We start from the raw sequence: 21,378 nt of genomic DNA, 5'->3' as shown, positions 1-21,378 counted from the left end.
GGATCGCCGTATCAACTGAAAAGAAAAATAAAAAGATATCTGTCAGAAGATCACTTATGCTCTGACAGATATCTTTTTTGCATTATTATGGGAAATTAAAACTGAATATCACGGAGATCTTCTGGAACATGAGAAGTATGCAGATCTTCGTTCAGTGTATCGATGATCGCCATATCTTCATCCTCGATGTTGAAGTCAAAGATATTTCCATTGCTGCGGATTCGTTCCGGGTTGATGGATTTCGGAATGACAGAAATTCCCTTCTGTATTGCCCAGCGAAGCCCGATCTGTGCAGGAGTCCTGGCATATTTGGTCCCCAGAACACACATTACATCATTATCAAAATATGCACCTCTTGCCAGAGGAGCATAAGCCTGTACCTGAATACCGAAAGCCTTGCAGTATTCGATCAGTTCAGCAGGGTAACACAAAGGATGGCACTCGATCTGGTTTACAGCAGGAATAACCCCGGATATCTTACGAAGCTCTTCCAGATGCCGGATATCAAAATTACTGACGCCGATACTTAAAGCACGTCCAGATTCCAGAATGGATTCCAGCTCTTTCCAGGTGCTCAAATAGCAGCCGGGAACCGGCCAGTGTATCAGATAGAGATCTACATAACTGACTTTCAGACGGTCGAGACTACGGGAAAAAGCTCCCTGGACATCGCCGAGACGCTGCGCATTGTTCCAGATTTTGCTGGTGATGAAAAGATCCTTTCTGGGAACTCCGCATTTGGCAATGGCACGTCCAACGCTTTCTTCATTTTTATAAACAGAAGCGGTATCGATCATGCGGTAGCCGGCGGAAATAGCAGAAGTGACTGCTGCTTCGGCCTGTACGTCATCGGGCAACTTGTATACGCCAAGCCCCAGAAGAGGCATTTCTCTGTCGTTGTTCAGAAAAACAGTTTCTTTCAAAATAATTCCTCCTTGTATGTTCTGCTTTCCATGCTTTTGCTATTATAGCACAAAAATATGAAAGAATCACATCAATTATATTACAAAAGTGATAAAGCTTAGAGTTGGACAGACGCGCAGACTGGGTAATAAGTTGTGGTTTGAAGAGACTAACTTCGTTAAAAATGAAACAATCGAGTTAATTTACTGTCAAAGTTTTTGGAAAAATAGGAAAAACAGCATATAATTTTGGCTATATTTTATAATTATTTTCTTGATAATAACAGTGAAAAGATGTATAATAAATTTAATTGATAAATTCTTGTCATGAGAGTGTCCGCCCGGCGGATACAGGAAAGGGGTATTTATGCATTTAATCAAAGATGAGAATGGCAATCTTGTTCAGCATGGACATGCAGACAGCCATGAACATACACATGAGCACACCCATGAGGACGGTGTGACTCACAGCCATACACACAGCCATGCGGAAGGAGATAACCATTGTCATACACACGGTGATGGACACTGCGGTTCCTGCGAGAGCGGTGACTGCAAGAATGAGACTGTAGCACTTCTTACCTACATGCTGCAGCATAATGAGCATCATGCCGCAGAACTTGATCAGATGGCTGACAATCTTAAGAAGCTTAACATGGATGCAGCTGCGAAGACGATCAAAGAGGCAGTTGCAGATTTTCAGAAAGGCAATATGAGACTTGGACTTGCCCTTACACTTGTTAAGGAAGAGTTGAAATAAAAACCGACAGAATAGTTTTGACAGCATAGTGGTTAAATGATGCCACTTATTTGGAGGAATGATTATGTGTCTTGCAACAGTATATAAGGAAGAAGATAATTCTGTGATCTTTAAGAATGTAAGCCGGATCGATGTGGACGGAAATAAATTGATCCTTCGAGATATCATGGGAGATGAGCGCGTGGTAGAAGGCAGTATCCTTATGGTGGATCTTGCAAACAGCATCGTGAAACTGCAGTGTAACTGATATGATTAAAACGTAAGATGTGGAGGGACGATCGATGAAATTATCTGAAGCAATGAGAGAAAAAATGTTGCTTTCCTTTGAACTTTTTCCGCCAAAGACAGAAAAAGGCATGGCAAATCTGCCGGGAACCATTGAACATCTCATGAAGTATAGACCGGAGTATATTTCCTGTACATACGGTGCCGGCGGCGGAAATGTCGGAGCCAACAGGGAAGTATGCCAGATGATCAGGAATGCAGGAACTATTCCTGTAACACACTTCACAGTGATCAAGAACACAAAAGAAGGAATCAGACAGCAGTTGGAACGGTATCTGGCAGATGGCGTTGACCATATGCTGGCGCTTCGCGGAGATATTCCGCTTGGTGAGACAACGACCTGCGGAGACTTCAATTATGCGACAGACCTTGTTAAATTTGTCCGTAATGAATTTGGCGATAAGTTTGAGATCGCAGTAGCCGGTTCACCGGAAGGCCATATCGCATGCAGAAGCTTGGAGGCTGATATTGCTGTTTTGAGACAGAAACAGGACAATGGTGCTGATTATATCATGACTCAGCTCTGCTGGGATATGGAACAGTTTAAATACTGGTTGGACGCTATCCGCGAGGCTGGGGTGACAATGCCTGTAGATGTTGGCGTGATGCCGATCTTGGACCAGGCAGCTACCATTAATATGGCTCTTTCACGTAACGGCTGTGTAATGGACAGTGAGCTTTGCAGGCTGATCTCCAGGAACTGGCTGTTCCCGAATCCGTTTAACGCTAAAGATGCTGATGGTAAACCATTTGACATGTTCTATGAGGACAAGGTTAAACGATTCAAAGAAGAAGGAATCGAATACACCATCAGACAGATCGATGAGTATCGCGCTCTTGGTGTTGACGGTATCCATCTTTATGCATTAAACAAATGGAAAGACGTATCCGAGATCATTGACAGATCCGGACTTCGTACACTTATCTAATCATCAACGAAATAAATAAGAATTCCGGCACGATGCGGAGGTGCCAGAACAGTATCAGGCACCTCCCTTATGCGCCGGCATAACAGATATAAAATCAGGAGGTGCCCGTTTTATGGCACATGTTATTGCAGTCGCCGGAAAAGGCGGCGTTGGAAAAACTACATTATGCGGAATGCTGATCCAGTATCTCTGCGAAAAGAAAAAGGACCTGTACTGGCGGTAGATGCAGATGCCAATTCAAATCTGAACGAGGTTCTTGGCGTAGAAGTAGATACAACTCTTGGCGATGTACGTGAGGAGATCGCACATGCTGAGATGACAGAGAAAAGCCCGATCCCCAAAGGAATGTCCAAGGCAGATTATGCAGAGGTACGTTTCGAGGATGCTCTTGCTGAGGAAGATGATTACGATCTTCTTGTAATGGGAAGAACCCAGGGAAAAGGATGCTATTGCTTTGTAAACGGTCTGCTTCAGGCACAGCTTGCCAAATACCAGAAGAATTATCCATATATTGTTGTGGACAATGAAGCAGGGATGGAACATATCAGCAGAGGAATCCTTCCGAGCATGGAGACAGCAATCCTTGTAAGTGACTGTTCCAGAAGAGGTGTACAGGCAGTTGGCAGGATCGCAGAACTTATTAAGGAATGCGATATGAAGCCTTCCAGAGTGGGTCTTATTATCAACCGCGCGCCAAAAGCAGAACTGAATCCAGGAATCCTTGAGGAGATCCGGAATCAGGGTCTCGATCTGATCGGTGTGGTACCACAGGATGAGGCAGTTTATGAATATGACTGCGATGGTAAACCAACCGTTACTCTTCCTGAGGATAATCCGATGAGAAAAGCAGCTTTTGAAATTTTTGATAAATTAGGTTTATAATGGAATATAAACCTTTTTTTATAAAAGAGAATAACCCATGGGTGGGGATGGGTTCCTGCCCTGGGCTTATTATAAAAAGAAAATAAAAATAGATGTGCTATTAAAGGAGGTCTATAATGAGTGAATTCAAATTAACTACAGTGGAGGAATTTGAAGCCGCTACAGCCCGTCTTCTCGAGACAGGTGCAAAGGTAGGAGCAGATGCATGGCAGATCCGTGCAAAGAACCAGACTCCGCACTGTAAATTCGGTGAGCAGGGTATCTGCTGCCGTATCTGTGCAATGGGACCGTGTCGTATTACACCGAAGGCTCCGAGAGGAATCTGTGGATGTGATGCTCATGGTATCGTAGGAAGAAACTTCCTTAAATTTACAGCCGGTGGTGCAGCTACTCACTCCGATCATGGTCGTGAGATCTGCCATACACTGTACTGTGCAAAAGAGGGCGGAAATTATCAGGTAAAAGATCCTGAGAAACTGCTTCGCATCGCCAAAGAGTGGGGCGTGGAAACAGAAGGCAAGGATATCTATGATCTGGCTCATGAGATGGCTGAGATCGGTCTTATGGAATATGGTAAACCGTTCGGATATCAGAGATTCCTTGACAGAATGCCTGCAGGACAAAAGAAAAACTGATCGAGAACGAAATCGCACCACGTGCTATCGACCGTGAGGTTGCAAGCTCCCTGCATATGTCTCATATGGGATGTTCATCTCTTCCGGAAGCACTTGTAAAACAGTCTATTCGCTGCGGTATGGCTGATGGATGGGGCGGTTCCATGATGGGAACAGAGTTCTCTGATGTATTATTCGGAACTCCGAAGCCACTTGATACAGAGGCTAACCTTGGAGTAATGGTTGAAGAGAACGTAAACATTGTTGTACACGGACATGATCCGAGTCTTTCTGAGATGATCTGTGAGTATGCAGACAGCAAAGAAATGATCGATTATGCAAAATCTGTAGGAGCAAAAGGAATCACCGTTTCCGGTGTGTGCTGTACTTCTAACGAGGTAGCTATGCGTCGTGGTGTTCCGATGGCTGGTAACTTCCTGCAGCAGGAGAACGTAGTACTGACAGGTGCCTGCGAGGCGATCGTAGTTGATGTTCAGTGTATCTTCCCTGCATTAGGACCTCTGAGCAAATGTTTCCATACTAAATTTGTTACAACTTCTCCGATCGCTCAGATGCCGGATTCTGAATTTATCAGATTCAACGCTGAGACAGCAGGAGAAAATGCAAAAGCAATCGTTAAGATGGCTATCGATAACTTCAAGAACAGAAAACCTGAGCTTGTACATATCCCGCAGCTGAAACAGAAAGCTACTGTTGGTTACTCAGTAGAAGCAATCGTCAAAGTTCTTGATGGTGTTACAAACTCTCAGGTTGACGTAACAGGAACAACCAAACCATTACTTGAGTGCATCACTTCCGGTGTTATCCGTGGTGCTGTTGCTATGGTTGGATGTAACAATCCTAAGATCCGTCCTGACTATGCACATATCGAACTGATGAAGAAGTGTATCGCAAATGATATCATTATCATCGCTTCCGGATGTTCCGCACAGGCAGCTGCTAAAGCTGGTCTGATGGACAAATCCGCAAGAGATCTCTGCGGTGCAGGTCTGAAACGTGTCTGTGAGCTGGCTGATATCCCACCAGTACTTCATATGGGATCCTGCGTAGATATCTCCCGTATGATGATCCTGGCTGCTGAACTTGCAAAAGATGCAGGACTTCAGATCAATCAGCTTCCTGTAGTAGGATGTGCTCCTGAGTGGATGTCTGAAAAAGCTGTATCCATCGGTAACTACGTAGTTGGTACTGGTATTGATACATTCCTTGGCGTTGATCCATATGTTTCCGGTTCTTCAGAAATGTGCGAGCTTCTTACAGAGGGAACAAGAAAATGGACAGGTGCTGCTTACACAGTAGAGACAGACATCGAGAAATTAGTTGATCTTATGATCGAGAGAATTGAAGAGAAGAGAACAGCATTAGGAATCTAATCCGTTGCGATCTTTAAAATGTTATAAAAGGTGGAAGACGTAAAATGAAAATAGCAGTAACCGGTAAAGGCGGAGTAGGAAAGACAACTTTCGCAGCAACACTTGCAAGACTATACGCAGATGAGGGAAAAAAAGTCCTTGCGGCGGATGTGGATCCGGATGCGAACCTGGGTCTTGCCCTTGGATTTGACGAGGAAACCTTGGATTCTATTGTTCCAATCTCAAAAATGCGTAAGCTCATAGAAGAACGCACCGGAGCCAACAGCCAGAATCAGTTTTATAAACTGAACCCAAAGGTAGACGATATTCCGGATACTTATGGAAAAACCTGTAATGGCGTAAAGCTGCTTGTCCTTGGAACTGTGGAAACAGGTGGAGGCGGATGCGTCTGTCCTGAACATGTGATGCTTAAAAGAGTGATCAATAACCTTGTGATCCACAGAGATGATGTGGTGATCATGGATATGGAGGCCGGCCTGGAACATCTGGGCCGGGGCACCACGGAGAGCATGGATGAATTTATTGTAGTGATCGAACCAGGGGCAAGAAGTGTACAGACATATAAGAATGTTAAACGTCTTGCAAAGGATCTGGGAGTTTCTCAGGTTAAGGTCGTGGCCAATAAGGTAAGAAATCCGGAGGATGAGGAATTTATCCGGAGTAAGATCCCGGCAGAGGATCTGCTTGGAATGATCCACTACAATACAGAAGTTATAGATGCTGATCGTCAGGGAAAATCTCCCTACGATTTCAGTGAAACTGTAACAGCTGAAATCAGAAAAATCAAAGACAAAATTGATCAGAATTCAATTCTGTAAAAATAGGAGGTATTACAGTGACTTTATTTGATAGAGTATTCGGCGGAAACGATGCTGTATATGGTTTAACAGAGGGTGCTATTGACGGCGCGATCGCTCAGTATGGCGAAGACAAAGCTGTCAGCTTCCCGAATACCGCTTACAGCCTTCCTTGCTACTATGCTGTAACAGGAACAAAAGTTACAACATTAAAAGAATTAAAAGAAGCTCTTGGCGTTGTAAAAACACTTATGACAAGAGAGAAAAGACTGAACGATGCATTCATGTCCGGTGTTGCTACAGCACTCTGCGCAGAGTTCATCGAGGTTCTGAAATATATCGACGGAGCAACTCCTTACGAAGAGCCATGCTATGGACATCTTGGTGATGCTGTTATCCGTGAGCTCGGTGTACCGCTTGTAACAGGCGATATCCCAGGCGTTGCTGTTATCCTTGGTGCTGCTCCTACTACAGAAGAGGGTGTTGCTCTTGTAAAGAGCTATCAGGCACAGGGTATCCTGGTAACACTTGTTGGCGGAATCATTGATCAGGTTGCAGAAGCCGGAATGAAGACAGGTGCCAACGTTCGTGTTATTCCTCTTGGAAAAGATGTTACATCTGTTGTTCATGTAGTTTCCGTTGCGATCCGTGCAGCTCTGATCTTCGGTAACGTAACACCTGGAGATGCAGGAACACTTATGAAATACACAATGGATCGTGTACCGGCATTTGTTAACGCATTCAAACCTCTGGATGATGTGATCGTAGCATGCGGTGCAGGCGCTATCGCACTTGGATTCCCGGTTGTTACAAATGAGACAGAGAATATCTTCCGTGTACCGAAGAGCCTTATCGTTCAGGAGGACGTAAGCAAATTTAACGCTACTTCTCTTGAGGCGCGTGATATTAAGATCAAGATCACAAATATTGATATTCCGGTTGCTTTCGCATCTGCATTCGAGGGTGAGATCATCCGTCGTAAAGATATGCAGGTTGAGTTCGATGGCTCCCGTGTAGACTGTGCAGAGCTTGTACATACCTGCGATGCTTCTGAGATCGAGGATCACAAGATCACAGTAATCGGACCTGAAGTAGATGAGATGGAATTCGGCAGCAAGAACAGCATTGCATATGTTGTTAAAGTTGCAGGTAAGAATATGCAGCCTGACTTTGAGCCGGTTATCGAGCGTAAATTCCACAACTACATCAACTGTATCGAGGGTGTATACCATACAGGACAGCGTGATATGCAGCGTATCCGTATCAGCATTGACGCATTTAATGCAGGATTCAGAATCAAACATATCGGTGAAGTTCTTTATGCATCTGTTAAAAATGAGTTCGATGCAGTTGTTGATAAATGTGAGGTTGTTATCTATACAGATCCTGCTGAGTGTACAAGAATCCGTCATGAGGTTGCGATTCCGATCTTTGACAAACGTGATGAGCGTCTTGATACTCTGACAGATGAGTCTGTTGACGTATATTACAGCTGTATCCTTTGCCAGGCATTCGCACCAAGCCACGTATGTGTAGTAACACCTGAGAGACTTGGTCTTTGCGGTGCGGTTTCATGGCTGGATGCAAAAGCTACACATCAGCTTGACCCAGCTGGTCCTTGCCAGATCATCACAAAAGAGCGTCCAATCGATGAGAATCTTGGTTCTTATGAGGACGTTGATGAGGCAGTTCAGAAATTCTCCCAGGGTGCTCTGGAGCACGTTACACTGTACTCCATCATGCAGGATCCGATGACTTCCTGCGGATGCTTCGAGTGTATCTGTGGTATCGAGCCATTCTCCAACGGTGTTGTTATTGCTAACCGTGAGTATGCAGGCATGACACCACTTGGAATGACATTCCCTGAGATGGCATCCATGACAGGTGGTGGAGTTCAGACACCTGGATTCATGGGACATGGTAAACATTTCATTTCCTCCAAGAAGTTCATGAAGGCTGAGGGCGGTATCGAGCGTATCGTATGGATGCCGAAAGAACTGAAAGAATTCGTAGCTGACAGACTTAATAAGACTGCAAAAGAGCTTTACGGAATCGATAACTTTACAGACATGATCGGTGATGAGACGATCGCAGAAGATCCAGAGACACTGGTTGCATTCCTTACAGAAAAAGGACATCCGGCTCTCGGACTTGATCCGATGATGTAATTTATCCGGGAGAAAGGATGTGCGGACATCCTTTCTCCTGTAAACTGTTAAAAAGTTTGTTGATTTTTTAACAGAAATGTAGTGCTGCATCTTGCCAATAACTGGTGCTATGTAGTATAATATAAGAAGCTCTGTAGTTTTTAATTATTATTTTTAAGGAGGCTAACGAAAAATGCCGTTTAATCAGAAACCACAAAAGTTCAATGCAAAGATTAATGCTGTCACAATCGGAAGCGGAGATAAGACTGTGACAATTGGTGGGGATTGTACATTCCCATTTTATTCCTTTGACGCAGAGTCAGAGAACTGCCCGAAGATCGGTGTAGAGATCTCTGATATGGGTCTTGAGGGCGTATCTGAAGGTATCAAAGCTTACTATGAAGGCGCTACTACAATGGCTGACATTGCTAAGAAAGCTGCAGCTATGGAGGGTGCTGACTTTGTTGCACTTATTCTTGAGGGCGGCGACCCGAACGGTGTTAACAAATCTATCGATGAGCTGATCGCAGTTGTTAAAGAAGTTGCAGATGCAGTTGACTGTCCACTGGTTGTAGAGGGCTGCAAGAATGTTGAGAAGGATGCAGAGCTCCTTCCGAAGGTTGCAGAGGCTCTTCAGGGCAGAAATGCACTGATCCTTTCCGAGAAAGAGGAGAACTACAAAGCAATCGGTGCAGCAGCAGGTCTTGCTTACAATCAGATCGTAGGCGCTGAGTCTGCCGTTGATATCAACCTTGCTAAACAGCTTAACGTTGTTACTACACAGCTTGGTGTAGATGCAAAGAAGATCGTTATGAATATCGGTAGTGCAGCAGTTGGTTATGGATATGAGTACGTAGTATCCACTATGGACCGTATCAAAGGTGCCGCTTTAGGCCAGAATGATAACATGCTGCAGATGCCTATTATTACACCTGTATCCGCTGAGACATGGAATGTTAAAGAGGCAATGGCTTCTGAAGCAGACATGCCGGCATGGGGACCACAGGACGAGCGTGGAATCGACATGGAAGTTGAGACAGCAGCAGCTGATCTTGCAGCTGGTTCTGATGCAGTTATCTTAAGACATCCGGAATCTGTTAAGACAATTTCCAAGCTGATCAAAGCACTTGCGTAATAAATAGGAGGATAAAGAGCTATGGCACTGAATGGTATTCAGATCTTTAAATTGACACCAAAGAAAAACTGTAAGGAATGTGGATGCCCTACATGTATGGCTTTCTCTATGAAAGTTGCACAGGGCGCTATGAAAATTGAGCAGTGTCCTCATATGTCCGAGGATGCATTAGCATCTCTTTCTGAGGCAACTGCACCGCCAATGAAAACTATCAAGATCGGAACAGGCGATGGAGAGTTTACACTTGGTGGAGAGACTGTTCTTTTCAGACATGAGAAGACATTTGTAAGCAAAACAAGATATGCCGTATCACTTTGCACATGCATGAGTGATGAAGAAGTAGAAGCAAAACTTGCAGAGATCCCACACGTTGACTATGATCGTATCGGTGAGAGAATGCATGTAGAGCTTGTGTATGTAAACTGCGATGAGAATGCAGATGCTGCAAAATTTACAGCACTTGTAGAGAAGGCTAAAGGTCTTGGAAGAACACTGATCCTTGGCTGTACAGATCCTGAGATCGCAAAAGCTGCCCTTGAAGTATGTAAGGACGGCAAACCGGTTCTTAACGGAGCAAACGCTTCCAACTACGAGGCAATGAGCAAGGTTGCTACAGATGCAGGCGTAGTTCTCGGTGTATCCGGTAAGGACATCAATGAATTATATGATACTACAGCAGCTATTGAGAAACTTGGCAACAAGAATCTCGTACTTGATACAACAGGAGCTGACATCAAAGAGACCTTTGCAAATACTGTACAGGTTCGTCGTGCAGCTCTTAAGAATCAGGACAGAACATTTGGTTATCCTTCTATCGTTAACCTTGTTAAACTTGCGAAGGGTGACAAACATTTACAGGCAGCACTTGCTTCCATGTTTACTATGAAATATGGTTCTATCATCGTTATGGAGCAGATGACATATGCAGAGGCACTTCCGCTGTTCGGTCTTCGTCAGAACGTATTTACAGACCCGCAGAAGCCAATGAAGGTAGAACCGGGCATTTATCCTCTGAACGGAGCAGACGAGAATTCTCTCGTTGTAACAACAGTAGACTTTGCTCTTACATATTTCGTAGTATCTGGCGAGCTGGAGCGTTCCGGTGTTCCGCTTAACCTGGTGATCAATGATGCAGGCGGACTTTCCGTACTTACATCCTGGGCAGCAGGTAAATTCTCCGGAAACAGCATCTCCGAGTATATCAAAGAGAATGTTGAGCCGAAGGTTAAATGCAGAAGACTGGTTATTCCTGGTAAAGTAGCAGTTCTTAAGGGCGATCTTGAGGCTAAGCTTCCTGGATGGGAGATCATCGTAGGACCAAGAGAAGCAGTACAGCTTGTGAAATTCTTAAAAGACCTTGATGCATAAACTTAAGGTTTAAGAAATCAGCTGTCCGGCAATATCGCCGGCAGTTATAAACGGCTGTGCAGATTTGCTGCACAGCCATATCCTACTAATATGTAAAGGAGAACACGAGTATGGCAAAATTTGTAACAATTGGGGAGAGACTTTCAACAACAGCACCGGCAGTAAATAAAGCATTTACTGAGAGAGATCCTGAGCCGATCATCAAAAGAGCAAAACAGCAGCTTGATGCAGGCGCTACATATCTTGACGTAAATATCGGACCTGCTGAGAACGATGGCGAGGACCTTATGAAATGGGCAGTACAGCTCCTTCAGTCTGAGTTTGACAATGTTCCGCTTGCTCTGGATACTACAAACCAGAAAGCTATTGAGGCTGGTATTTCCGTATACAACAGAAGCAAAGGTAAACCGATCGTAAACTCTGCAGATGCTGGAGACAGAATTTCCAATATCGACCTTGCAGCAGCTAACGATGCGATCTGTATCGCACTTTGCTCTTCCGGTATGGTTGCATCAGACAATGACGAGCGTATGATGCACTGCCAGAACATGCTTGAGAGAGGTCTTGGCCTTGGTATGGAAGCAGAGGATCTCTGGTTTGATCCGCTTTTCCTTGTTGTAAAAGGAATGCAGGACAAACAGATGGAAGTTCTTGAGGCAATCAAGATGTTCTCCGAGATGGGTCTGAACTCCACTGGCGGTCTTTCCAACAACAGTAACGGTATGCCAAAACATATCCGTCCGATCATGGACTCTGCTCTTGTAGCTATGGCTATGATGAATGGTCTTACATCTGCAATCGTTAACCCTAACGACCTTCGTCTTATGGAGACAATCAAATCCTGTGACGTATTCAAGGGTAACACACTTTACGCAGATTCTTACCTTGAGATCTAATTTGGCGTGTGAACAAAACAGGAGCGCTGTTTCAGAGGCTGGGGGCTTCGGCCTTCAGCCTCTTTTTTACTAATATAGTTTAGTCTAACTCCCAACGCCACAGGTGGAAGACGAATAACTTTTACGAGGCGAGAAAGGTGGTTGCCGAATGTTTAAGGTGACTTTTGCTTTTGAAAATGGCAGTACGGTAGAAGCATTTGCCAATGCGGGGGATAATTTACTGGAGGTTGCTCGTAGTGCCAATGTGGCTATCGATGCACCATGTTCCGGAAACGGAGCCTGTGGAAAATGTCGGGTACAGTTAAAAAGCGGAGAACTGGACTCAAAGAAAACTCTTCATATTTCGGATGAAGAATATGGCGCAGGCTGGCGTCTGGCCTGTATGAGCAAGATCAGTGCAGATGTGGAGGTTCTTGTTCCGGATATTGCATCCGCATATAAGAGCCGAATGAAAGTGGCTGATTTGAGCTCAAAAGAAGAAATCGCTATTTTTGAAAATGCCAAGCATGAAGTTGAGATGGCTGGCATAGAACTTACAAACAGTCTTGATGTTGTGGAACTTCAGATGGATATTCCATCACTGGATGATACCATGCCGGATAATGAAAGACTGACCCGTGCACTTCAGAAGTTTATGAACCTGAAGCGTGTCAGAATTCCGTATGCGGTGCTTAAGAAGCTTCCAGATGTACTTCGTGAGAGTAAATTTTCTGTGAAGTGCGTGGTTCGTACAGCACCAAATGACATGTATGTTTATGATATTTTTGACAGTAAGAAAGATGTTGTGATCGGTGGTCTTGCTGTAGATATCGGTACCACAACCGTTTCGGCAGTCCTGATCAATATGGAAACTGGAGAGATCCTGGCCAAGAGTTCTTCCGGAAACGGACAGATCCGTTTTGGTGCGGATGTTATCAACCGTATCATCGAATCTCAGAAACCTGGCGGAAAGAAGAAACTTCAGGATGCGGTGATCAAAGAGACCATTAACCCGATGATCCATGAGATGTGCAGAAGCATTCATTTTCCGGAGAAACAGATCTACCGGATGTGTGTTGCTTCTAATACAACCATGAATCATCTGTTTGCAGGGATCAATGCGGATCCACTTCGTATGGAACCGTATATTCCTACGTTTTTCAAAACAAATTCCTTGTTTGCATCGGATGTGGGAATTGAGATCAATCCGGATGCACATATTATCATGGCTCCGAATATCGGAAGCTATGTAGGTGGAGATATCACTGCCGGTACACTGGTAAGTATGATCTGGAACAGACCGGAATTTTCTCTGTTTATCGACCTTGGTACTAACGGAGAGCTTGTATTCGGTAATTCCGATTTTATGATGAGCTGTGCATGTTCCGCAGGTCCTGCCTTTGAGGGTGGAGATATCAGCTGCGGTATGCGTGCTACAGACGGTGCTATTGAGGCATGTACCATTGATAAAGAAACTATGGAGCCGACATATAAGGTTGTAGGTGAACCTGGAACCAAACCGGTAGGACTTTGCGGTTCCGGTATCATTGATGTGATCAGTGAACTTTTTATGACAGGAATCATCAATCCGAAGGGAAAATTTGTCCGTGAAGGCAAAAGAATCCGTCACGATCATTATGGTATGGGAAGCTATGTGATCGCGTTTGAAGAGGAAGCCGGTTCTGCCAAGGATGTTGAGATCACAGAAGTAGATATTGATAACTTTATTCGTGCCAAAGGCGCTATTTTCTCAGCAATCCGTACCATGTTGAATTCTCTTGACTTCGATGTTTCCATGATCGACGATGTATATGTTGCCGGTGGAATCGGAAGCGGAATCAATATGGCCAATGCAGTGCATATCGGAATGTTCCCGGATATTCCTCTTGAGAAGTTCCATTACATTGGAAACTCTTCTCTTACAGGTGCTTATCTGATGCTTCATTCCACATCAGCAGAGAAGAAAACCTATGAACTGGCTTCCAATATGACTTACCTGGAGCTTTCTACAGTTCCTACCTATATGGATGAGTTTGTAGGTGCATGCTTTATTCCGCATACGGACACAAATCTGTTTCCGTCTGTTATGGAAGAACAGCAGAAGAGATAAAGCAGACTAAAACAGCAGAGGTAAAACATGGCTTTTAGTATAAATGACTTGAATTATGAAAAAGACAGCAAAGAAAGAATGCCCTGGGAGCATTATACAGAGGAGTTCGCTAAGGCAGACCCGGCAGAAATTGCCGGACGTCTTTCACTTCCTTATGACGAAGAGAAGAAAGAATTGACTCTGAAATTCCTGGGAAGCGTTTATTATATTTCCTGGCCGGATTTTCAGGTAACTCATAAGGAAGATGATGCGGGATTTTATCCTCTTGAGGAAATGCATTATGCAAAGATCCTTGCTATCCGTTTTCTGCTGAACGGGAATGTATCTCAGGGAAGCGGAAGGTTTAAAACATACAGGGAAATGCCCTGGGGAGAGGTTTATCTCCGTCAGTTTGATGGCAGGTGCATCAAACGCCTGGCTTTCACATACGGAAACAGACTTAAGTATTTCAAGGAGATCATGGAACACATCCATGCGGTTCCCGTGGATCATGGAGATATTGCATACCAGGTGGAGATCTTTCCAGGATATGTAGTTCAGATGATCCTCTGGGAGGGGGATGATGAATTTCCGCCGTCCTCACAGATCTTGTTTTCTGATAATTTTCCGGTTTCCTTTGCGGCTGAGGATATGGCCGTTATGGGAGACGTTATCATTGGGTCTTTAAAGGCATTTCTGAAATGTCTTTAAAAATGAAAAATAGTTAAGAACAGGATGGGACCTGTTTTTATAGAGATGCAGTTTTAAGGGATTAAAAACTGTAAAAATACCTAAAGGGAGGTAACATTATGGGATTTAAAAGTGACATCGAAATTGCACAGGAGTGCGAAATGCTTCCAATTACACAGATTGCAGAGAAGGCAGGTATTGACGACAAATATCTGGAGCAGTACGGTAAGTACAAAGCAAAAATTGATTACAATCTGTTAAAAGAGAGTGACAAGAAAGATGGTAAGCTGATCCTCGTAACAGCTATCAACCCGACACCTGCAGGAGAGGGAAAAACAACAACAACCGTTGGTCTTGCAGATGCAATGCAGAAAATGGGCAAAAAAGTAATGGTAGCTCTTCGTGAGCCATCCCTCGGACCGGTATTCGGTGTAAAAGGTGGTGCAGCAGGCGGCGGTTATGCACAGGTAGTTCCGATGGAGGATATCAACCTTCACTTTACCGGTGACTTCCATGCGATCGGTGCGGCAAACAACCTTCTTGCAGCAATGATCGACAACCATATCTTCCAGGGTAATGACCTGAACATTGACCCGAGAAAGATCACATGGAGACGTTGCGTGGACATGAACGACCGTCAGCTTCGTAATGTAGTAGATGGTCTTGGCGGAAGAACAAACGGTATGCCTCGTGAAGACGGATACGACATCACAGTTGCATCTGAGATCATGGCAGTTCTTTGCCTCGCAAGTGACATCAAAGACCTGAAAGAGAGACTTTCCAGAATCATCATCGGATATACCTATGGTAAAGTTTCCGAGCAGAAACCGGTAACAGCTGGTGATCTTCATGCAGAGGGTGCTATGACAGCACTTCTGAAAGATGCCCTGAAACCAAACCTTGTACAGACACTGGAGCATGTTCCTGCAATCGTACACGGCGGACCATTCGCAAACATCGCTCATGGATGTAACTCCGTAACAGCTACAAAGATGGCTATGAAACTTGCAGATTATGCTATCACAGAGGCTGGATTCGGTGCTGACCTTGGTGCAGAGAAATTCCTTGACATCAAGTGTCGTATGGCAGGCCTTCATCCAAGCGCAGTTGTTATCGTAGCTACTGTTCGTGCACTGAAATACAACGGTGGTGTTCCGAAGGCAGATCTGAACAACGAGAACCTTGAGGCTCTTGAGAAAGGTCTTCCAAACCTTCTGAAACATGTAAGCAATATCAAGAATGTATACAAACTTCCATGTGTAGTTGCTATCAATGCATTCCCGACCGATACCAAGGCAGAGCTTGACCTGGTTGAGGCAAAATGTAAAGAGCTTGGCGTTAACGTTGCACTTTCCGAGGTATGGGCAAAAGGCGGCGAAGGCGGCATGAAGCTTGCTGAGGAAGTAATCCGTCTTGTTGAGGAGCCGAATGACTTCACATATGCTTATGAGCTTGAGGGATCCATCGAGGATAAACTGAATAACATCGTACAGAAAGTTTACGGTGGTAAGAAAGTTGTTCTTACAGCAAATGCTCAGAAACAGGCAAAACAGCTGGAAGCACTTGGATTTGGCAACTGCCCGATCTGTGTTGCTAAGACACAGTACAGTCTGACTGATGATCAGACAAAACTTGGTGCACCGACAGACTTTGAGGTAACAGTACGTAACCTGAAGATTTCCGCAGGTGCAGGATTCATCGTTGCTCTGACAGGTGAGATCATGACTATGCCAGGTCTCCCGAAAGTTCCGGCAGCAACCAAGATCGATGTAGATGAGACAGGTAAGATCACAGGTCTCTTCTAATCGGAACATAAGATCAAAAACAACCGGAGGGGGCTTTTTATAAAGCCCCCAATGGGCTCTAAAGAGTGCTAAAATAAGAATATAAGGAGGAGAGTCCTATGGGATTTTCTACCAGTACATGTACTGAATTTGTCGAGGTATTAAGCTCCAAGGCACCGGTTCCAGGCGGCGGCGGTGCATCTGCCCTTGTAGCTGCTGTTGGTACAGCTCTTGGGAACATGGTTGGAAGCCTTACTGTCGGTAAGAAAAAATATGCAGATGTAGAAGATGAAATGTGGGAGCTGAAAAAGAAATGTGATCAGCTTCAGAAAGATTTCCTTCATCTGATCGAGAGAGATGCGGAAGTTTTTTGAGCCTCTTTCCAAGGCTTACGGAATGCCGAGAGAGACAGAAGAAGAGAAGGCTGAGAAGGCTCGAGTAATGGAAGCTGCCCTCAAGGAAGCATGCTCTGTTCCTATGGAGATCATGGAGAAATGCTGCGAGGCTATTGAACTTATCGTTGAGTTCGGAGCAAAAGGTTCTAAGCTTGCAATCAGTGATGCTGGTGTAGGTGCTGCATTCTGCAAAGCAGCTCTTAAGGGAGCAAGCCTGAATGTGTACATTAACACAAAATCTATGGCTGACCGTGCGTATGCAGAGGAATTAAACAAAAAGCAGACGCTATGCTTGAGAAATATACAAAGATCGCAGACGAGACATTTGACAGTGTTCTCGGAAGACTGAAATAGGAGGAACCAGACAAATGGCAAAGCAGTTATTAGGTAAAGAAGTAACAGCGGCTCTCAATGAAAAGATCAAAGCGAACGTTGCAGAGCTTCAGGCAAAAGGTGTAGATCCTACACTTTGCATTATCCGTGTTGGTGAGAATCCAAGCGATATTTCCTATGAGAGAGGTGCTACAAAGCGCTGTGAGACTCTTGGTGTTGCATGTGAGAAAATCCTTCTTCCGGAGGATGTTTCCCAGGATGAGCTTCTTGCAACCATCGATAAAGTAAACAAAGATGATAAGATCCATGGAGTTCTTCTGTTCCGTCCGCTGCCAAAACATCTGGATCAGGCAGTGATCGAGAATGCACTTGCAGCAGAGAAGGATGTTGACTGTATGACAGATCTTTCCATGTCTGGTGTATTTACAGGCAAGAAGATCGGATTCCCGCCATGTACACCGCAGGCATGCATGGAGATCCTTGATCACTATGGAATCGACTGCACAGGCAAAAAAGCGGTTGTTATCGGAAGAAGTCTTGTAGTTGGTAAACCGGCTGCCATGATGCTTGTTAAGAAAAATGCGACAGTAACGATCTGCCATACAAGAACCGTTGATATGCCGTCTGTTGCAAAAGAGGCGGATATCGTCATCGTTGCAGCTGGTCGTGCTGGTGTTGTCGGCGCTGATTATGTCAGAGAGGGACAGACTATTATCGATGTTGGTATCAATGTCAATGCAGAGGGCAAGCTTTGTGGTGATGTTGATTATGCGGCAGTTGAGCCAATCGTTGATGCGATCACACCGGTTCCTGGCGGAGTAGGAAGTGTTACAACTTCTGTTCTTGTAGGTCATGTGGTTGAAGCTGCAATGAGAAAAGCGCAGTAATAACAGTAATAAAGGGTTGATCATTTATATATGTACAGATTCCGAAATAGTTTTTGTTTACGGATGATGGTACTTGCAGGCGTTCTGGTGTTCGGAACGCCTGCAGGTGTTTTGGCAGAGGAAGCGGATCATTCTATGGAGGGTCAGATTTCGAAGCCTCAGTCATCTGGAGAGAGTGATACAGAGGGTTTTGTGGATGATTCCACAGATAATACTTATGGATATTATACGATCATGGGGTGTACCACAGTGGATGCGGAGGATATGGTAGTGCAGTATGAGGCGCAGAATGTGGAGTATCCTTCCGGCATCCTGACGGAGGGTGGTGCACCGGATATTGATACGTTTTGCACGATTGTGATAGAGGAAGCGGATGCGGAGGGCGTCCGTGGAGAGGTTGTTTTTGAGCAGGCGATGCTTGAGACCGGATGGCTTCAGTTTGGTGGGGATGCCAGTGCAGGGCAGTTTAATTTTTCCGGACTTGGGACTACCGGTGGTGGTGTTGCCGGTAATTCTTTTCCTGATGTAAGGACGGGGATCCGGGCGCAGGTGCAGCATCTGAAGGCTTATGCTTCTTCGGAGGAGTTGAACCAGGCTTGTGTGGATAATCGGTTCCAGTATGTTTCCCGTGAGAGTGCGCCTTATGTGGAGTGGCTTGGGATCCAGGAGAATCCTTATGGTGGCGGATGGGCCGCCGGGAGAAGTTATGGATATAAGCTTAGGAGTCTTCTGGCGGAGTTGAAGGGGGAGGAGTATACCTGGCCGGAGAGTACGGAGACGGTGGAGAAGTAGTGGTGGTGGCGAACGGGACGGCCCGGAAGGGAGTGCGGTTCTGTCCGCGGCCGGGCTTCGTCGGCGGCTGGATCTAAGGCGCCGGGATTCTGCTAAAACCATTTTCCAAAAGCCAGAACTCGCGGCTTTTTGCCGCTCAGACAGCTGGCTTTTGAAAAATAACGCAGAAGTCCCGCCGCCTAAGATCCAGCACACCTCCTGCAGAGTCGTCCGCAGACAGAACCGCACTCCCTTCTGGGCCTGTGCGTTGGTTGGGGTAAGTTGTCTGGCTAAACGATAGGATGTGGATGAGGGACGGAGGCGGGCTTTGCCCTGTCCTAGTTGATAAAATAATGGAGATGTAACCTTGAAGATTAAAGATCTAGGTTGCATCTCCATTTTTTATTCAATCAAATTGAAATATTTTGGGAATTATATAGTGGAATATTTTGAGGTATTTAGTTCAACTCCAGGTTTTCCAGTTCCTGTGAGGGGAGTTTTGGTTCTGAGCTGTCTACGTATTTTTTGAGTGCTTTGGAGGTTTTTGCGAAGCCGGCATTGGTTCCTGCACCGCCGATGCAGCCTCCGGGGCAGGCCATTCCTTCGATCATGCAGTTTTTGAGTTTTCCGGCCTTTGCCAGAGTGAGGACTTTTTTACATTCGGCAAGGCTTTCTGCGTGTTCGATGTGGACTGGTACATCGGGATAGTATTCCTTCAGACAGTTTTCGATGGCTCCGGCTACGCCGCCGGCGATGGCGTAGCCTCGTCCTGCTGCGGTTGCGGCCTGGGTTTCTTCCGGGAGCTCTTCGCAGGTGGATGGGGTGATGCTTTTGGCGTCGAACAGGCCCCAGAGTTCTTCGAAGGTGATAACGAAATCCACATCACTTCTTACGGAATGTCGCATGGCTTCCAGTTTTTTGGAGGCGCATGGTCCGATGAAGACTACTTTTGCGCTGGGGTGTTCTTTTTTACAATGCGGGCAGTTGCCACCATCGGGGTCAGTTCCTGCGAGATGTTGTCGATCATAGCCGGGAAGTATTTTTTTGCCATGACTGACCAGGATGGGCAGCAGGAGGTGAGGAGGAACGGGAGGTGGCCGGTTGCTACTTCTTTGGCGTAGTGGTGTGCTTCAGAGATGCAGCCGATGTCTGCGCCCAGTGCTACCTCATAAATGTTTGAGAAGCCCAGCTGTTTGAGAGCGGAGCGGAATTGGCCCGGGGTGACGTCTTCGCCGAACTGATTGATGTAGGCGGGGGCGATTTCTGCAATGATCTCAGTTCCTTCTCGAAGGGCGTGGGACAGCTGGAAGATCTGGGATTTGTCGGAGATAGCTCCGAATGGACAGCTGACCATGCACATGCCGCAGGATACGCATTTATCCTGGTTGATGGAGGCGCGTCCCTGTTCATCGCTCTCGATGGCTTTTACACCGCAGGCACGTTCGCAGGGGCGTTCTTTATGGGCGATGGCATCGTAAGGACAGACAGCTTTGCATCTTCCGCAATGGATACATTTGTCCTGGTCGATGAAGGATTTTCCGTTTACCATGGAAATGGCGCCTTTGGGGCAGGTGAGTAAACAGGGATGTGCGACACAGCCGCGGCACATGTTGCTGACTTCGTATTTGTTGGATTCGCATGCGGAACATGCGGAAGGGATCACCTGCATAAGAGGTGGTTCATAATATTTCTCGTCAATGTTGCTGGCCTTCACGCCATCGGTAAGGTGGACGGAACGATTTTCCGGGCGGAGGGAAAGTCCCATGGCCAGACGGACACGTTCGCTTGCAACAGCTCTTTCACGATAGATGCTTTCGCGGTATTTCGCGCGTTCCTCTACAATATTGTAGGGAATGGATTCGATATCATGGATCATTGATTCGTCCGTGGATTCAAATCCGATCTTAGCAATTTCGGTAAAAATCTTTCGCCGGATCTGTTTTACTGGTGTGTCAAGATTTCGCATAGATGTTCTCCTTTACAAAATAAATTAATTAAATGTTTTCCACGCACTTTTTATCTATCTTAAAGTAATTGAGAAATAAAATCAATAACCGGCTTTAATGTTTTGGGGCAGAAACAAAGAGCAGATTTGTATCTTTATTATCAAGACTGTTAAAAATTGAACATATTTTATGGAAAATAGATACAAAATCAGTAAGTCACTGTAAACATTTCGATATATTCTGAAAAAAGCAAAAAAACCGCTTGTGAAAAATGACCATATAAGTTATAATTAAAGGCATGAAATAGTGCAAAATAATGATTTGCATAAATGCGCGGCACTGACAGAGTGTTAAAGCATTAACCTGTAGTGGAACAGGTTGATCAAGTGGAAAAT

The 21,378-nt window shown here is 45.2% G+C and carries 18 protein-coding genes and 2 pseudogenes; 18 read left to right on the top strand and 2 right to left on the bottom strand.

The window, feature by feature from the left end:
* Nucleotides 1-95: 95 nt before the first annotated feature.
* Complete coding sequence (locus CK1_RS05515) at nucleotides 96-923, bottom strand: aldo/keto reductase (RefSeq protein ID WP_022426672.1); 828 nt, start codon at nucleotides 921-923, stop codon at nucleotides 96-98.
* A 346-nt stretch (nucleotides 924-1,269) separates the two neighbouring features.
* On the opposite strand from CK1_RS05515, the gene CK1_RS05510 reads away from it, so the two are divergent.
* The 18 genes and pseudogenes from CK1_RS05510 to CK1_RS05435 all read left to right on the top strand — a co-directional run bounded on the left by CK1_RS05510 (nucleotide 1,270) and on the right by CK1_RS05435 (nucleotide 19,058).
* Nucleotides 1,270-1,662, top strand: a complete 393-nt coding sequence (locus tag CK1_RS05510; RefSeq protein WP_015525305.1) for a DUF8180 domain-containing protein — start codon at nucleotides 1,270-1,272, stop codon at nucleotides 1,660-1,662.
* A gap of 64 nt (nucleotides 1,663-1,726) precedes the next feature.
* Nucleotides 1,727-1,909, top strand: coding sequence for a CooT family nickel-binding protein (locus tag CK1_RS05505; RefSeq protein ID WP_015525304.1), 183 nt, complete (start codon nucleotides 1,727-1,729; stop codon nucleotides 1,907-1,909).
* Nucleotides 1,910-1,943: 34 nt separating this feature from the next.
* Nucleotides 1,944-2,876, top strand: coding sequence for a methylenetetrahydrofolate reductase (locus CK1_RS05500; RefSeq protein WP_015525303.1), 933 nt, complete (start codon nucleotides 1,944-1,946; stop codon nucleotides 2,874-2,876).
* A 112-nt stretch (nucleotides 2,877-2,988) separates the two neighbouring features.
* The gene (locus CK1_RS18780; RefSeq protein WP_502685092.1) at nucleotides 2,989-3,099 is read left to right on the top strand and encodes a nucleotide-binding protein; all 111 of its coding nucleotides are present in this window, start codon (nucleotides 2,989-2,991) and stop codon (nucleotides 3,097-3,099) included.
* Nucleotides 3,066-3,758, top strand: coding sequence for an ATP-binding protein (locus tag CK1_RS05495; RefSeq protein ID WP_353611218.1), 693 nt, complete (start codon nucleotides 3,066-3,068; stop codon nucleotides 3,756-3,758). The genes CK1_RS18780 and CK1_RS05495 overlap by 34 nt, the downstream gene beginning before the upstream one ends.
* Before the next feature lie 116 nt (nucleotides 3,759-3,874).
* Nucleotides 3,875-5,766: pseudogene (cooS, locus tag CK1_RS05490) on the top strand (anaerobic carbon-monoxide dehydrogenase catalytic subunit).
* 44 nt (nucleotides 5,767-5,810) lie between these two features.
* On the top strand, nucleotides 5,811-6,584 hold the full coding sequence (locus CK1_RS05485; protein ID WP_015525298.1) for an ATP-binding protein: 774 nt from the start codon (nucleotides 5,811-5,813) through the stop codon (nucleotides 6,582-6,584).
* Between the two features lie 17 nt (nucleotides 6,585-6,601).
* A complete protein-coding gene (gene acsB, locus CK1_RS05480; RefSeq protein WP_021650184.1) occupies nucleotides 6,602-8,731 on the top strand; it encodes an acetyl-CoA decarbonylase/synthase complex subunit alpha/beta in 2,130 nt (709 codons plus the stop codon).
* Nucleotides 8,732-8,903: 172 nt separating this feature from the next.
* Nucleotides 8,904-9,845 (top strand): acetyl-CoA decarbonylase/synthase complex subunit delta, encoded by a 942-nt coding sequence (acsD, locus tag CK1_RS05475; protein WP_015525297.1) that lies wholly within the window; start codon nucleotides 8,904-8,906, stop codon nucleotides 9,843-9,845.
* Between the two features lie 21 nt (nucleotides 9,846-9,866).
* Nucleotides 9,867-11,213, top strand: coding sequence for an acetyl-CoA decarbonylase/synthase complex subunit gamma (gene acsC / locus CK1_RS05470; RefSeq protein ID WP_015525296.1), 1,347 nt, complete (start codon nucleotides 9,867-9,869; stop codon nucleotides 11,211-11,213).
* A 110-nt stretch (nucleotides 11,214-11,323) separates the two neighbouring features.
* Complete coding sequence (acsE, locus tag CK1_RS05465) at nucleotides 11,324-12,109, top strand: carbon monoxide dehydrogenase/acetyl-CoA synthase methytransferase subunit (RefSeq protein WP_015525295.1); 786 nt, start codon at nucleotides 11,324-11,326, stop codon at nucleotides 12,107-12,109.
* Between the two features lie 148 nt (nucleotides 12,110-12,257).
* Nucleotides 12,258-14,198, top strand: coding sequence for a corrinoid activation/regeneration protein AcsV (acsV, locus tag CK1_RS05460; protein WP_015525294.1), 1,941 nt, complete (start codon nucleotides 12,258-12,260; stop codon nucleotides 14,196-14,198).
* Nucleotides 14,199-14,225: 27 nt separating this feature from the next.
* Nucleotides 14,226-14,888, top strand: coding sequence for a DUF3786 domain-containing protein (locus tag CK1_RS05455; RefSeq protein ID WP_015525293.1), 663 nt, complete (start codon nucleotides 14,226-14,228; stop codon nucleotides 14,886-14,888).
* Nucleotides 14,889-14,986: 98 nt separating this feature from the next.
* Entirely contained in the window at nucleotides 14,987-16,672 is a 1,686-nt protein-coding gene (locus tag CK1_RS05450) for a formate--tetrahydrofolate ligase (protein ID WP_015525292.1), read from the top strand.
* A 98-nt stretch (nucleotides 16,673-16,770) separates the two neighbouring features.
* The gene (locus tag CK1_RS18775; protein ID WP_015525291.1) at nucleotides 16,771-17,025 is read left to right on the top strand and encodes a cyclodeaminase/cyclohydrolase family protein; all 255 of its coding nucleotides are present in this window, start codon (nucleotides 16,771-16,773) and stop codon (nucleotides 17,023-17,025) included.
* The gene (locus tag CK1_RS18770) at nucleotides 17,009-17,395 is read left to right on the top strand and encodes a cyclodeaminase/cyclohydrolase family protein (RefSeq protein ID WP_015525290.1); all 387 of its coding nucleotides are present in this window, start codon (nucleotides 17,009-17,011) and stop codon (nucleotides 17,393-17,395) included. The genes CK1_RS18775 and CK1_RS18770 overlap by 17 nt, the downstream gene beginning before the upstream one ends.
* A gap of 19 nt (nucleotides 17,396-17,414) precedes the next feature.
* Nucleotides 17,415-18,266 carry a bifunctional 5,10-methylenetetrahydrofolate dehydrogenase/5,10-methenyltetrahydrofolate cyclohydrolase gene (locus CK1_RS05440; protein ID WP_015525289.1) on the top strand — a complete coding sequence of 284 codons (852 nt, stop codon included), beginning with the start codon at nucleotides 17,415-17,417 and terminating at the stop codon, nucleotides 18,264-18,266.
* 135 nt (nucleotides 18,267-18,401) lie between these two features.
* Complete coding sequence (locus tag CK1_RS05435; RefSeq protein WP_330364143.1) at nucleotides 18,402-19,058, top strand: glucosaminidase domain-containing protein; 657 nt, start codon at nucleotides 18,402-18,404, stop codon at nucleotides 19,056-19,058.
* A gap of 437 nt (nucleotides 19,059-19,495) precedes the next feature.
* Here the strand turns inward: CK1_RS05435 and CK1_RS05430 are convergent.
* Nucleotides 19,496-21,003: pseudogene (locus CK1_RS05430) on the bottom strand (4Fe-4S dicluster domain-containing protein).
* Nucleotides 21,004-21,378: the final 375 nt, after the last annotated feature.

This window comes from Ruminococcus sp. SR1/5 (genome assembly GCF_000209835.1).
Taxonomy (GTDB): Bacteria; Bacillota; Clostridia; order Lachnospirales; family Lachnospiraceae; genus Blautia_A; species Blautia_A fusiformis.
The sequence above is the reverse complement of the archived record's forward strand: the minus strand, read 5'-3'. Positions and strand labels throughout refer to the sequence as shown.

Excerpts from the sequence above, each read along its gene's own strand:
- acsV (WP_015525294.1), top strand. The coding sequence starts at position 12,258 with ATGTTTAAGGTGACTTTTGCTTTTGAAAATGGCAGTACGGTAGAAGCA.
- CK1_RS05450 (WP_015525292.1), top strand. The coding sequence starts at position 14,987 with ATGGGATTTAAAAGTGACATCGAAATTGCACAGGAGTGCGAAATGCTT.
- CK1_RS18780 (WP_502685092.1), top strand. The coding sequence starts at position 2,989 with ATGGCACATGTTATTGCAGTCGCCGGAAAAGGCGGCGTTGGAAAAACT.
- CK1_RS05510 (WP_015525305.1), top strand. The coding sequence starts at position 1,270 with ATGCATTTAATCAAAGATGAGAATGGCAATCTTGTTCAGCATGGACAT.
- CK1_RS05435 (WP_330364143.1), top strand. The coding sequence starts at position 18,402 with ATGGAGGGTCAGATTTCGAAGCCTCAGTCATCTGGAGAGAGTGATACA.
- CK1_RS05505 (WP_015525304.1), top strand. The coding sequence starts at position 1,727 with ATGTGTCTTGCAACAGTATATAAGGAAGAAGATAATTCTGTGATCTTT.
- acsC (WP_015525296.1), top strand. The coding sequence starts at position 9,867 with ATGGCACTGAATGGTATTCAGATCTTTAAATTGACACCAAAGAAAAAC.
- acsD (WP_015525297.1), top strand. The coding sequence starts at position 8,904 with ATGCCGTTTAATCAGAAACCACAAAAGTTCAATGCAAAGATTAATGCT.
- CK1_RS18770 (WP_015525290.1), top strand. The coding sequence starts at position 17,009 with ATGCGGAAGTTTTTTGAGCCTCTTTCCAAGGCTTACGGAATGCCGAGA.
- acsE (WP_015525295.1), top strand. The coding sequence starts at position 11,324 with ATGGCAAAATTTGTAACAATTGGGGAGAGACTTTCAACAACAGCACCG.
- CK1_RS05485 (WP_015525298.1), top strand. The coding sequence starts at position 5,811 with ATGAAAATAGCAGTAACCGGTAAAGGCGGAGTAGGAAAGACAACTTTC.
- CK1_RS05440 (WP_015525289.1), top strand. The coding sequence starts at position 17,415 with ATGGCAAAGCAGTTATTAGGTAAAGAAGTAACAGCGGCTCTCAATGAA.
- CK1_RS05455 (WP_015525293.1), top strand. The coding sequence starts at position 14,226 with ATGGCTTTTAGTATAAATGACTTGAATTATGAAAAAGACAGCAAAGAA.
- CK1_RS05500 (WP_015525303.1), top strand. The coding sequence starts at position 1,944 with ATGAAATTATCTGAAGCAATGAGAGAAAAAATGTTGCTTTCCTTTGAA.
- CK1_RS18775 (WP_015525291.1), top strand. The coding sequence starts at position 16,771 with ATGGGATTTTCTACCAGTACATGTACTGAATTTGTCGAGGTATTAAGC.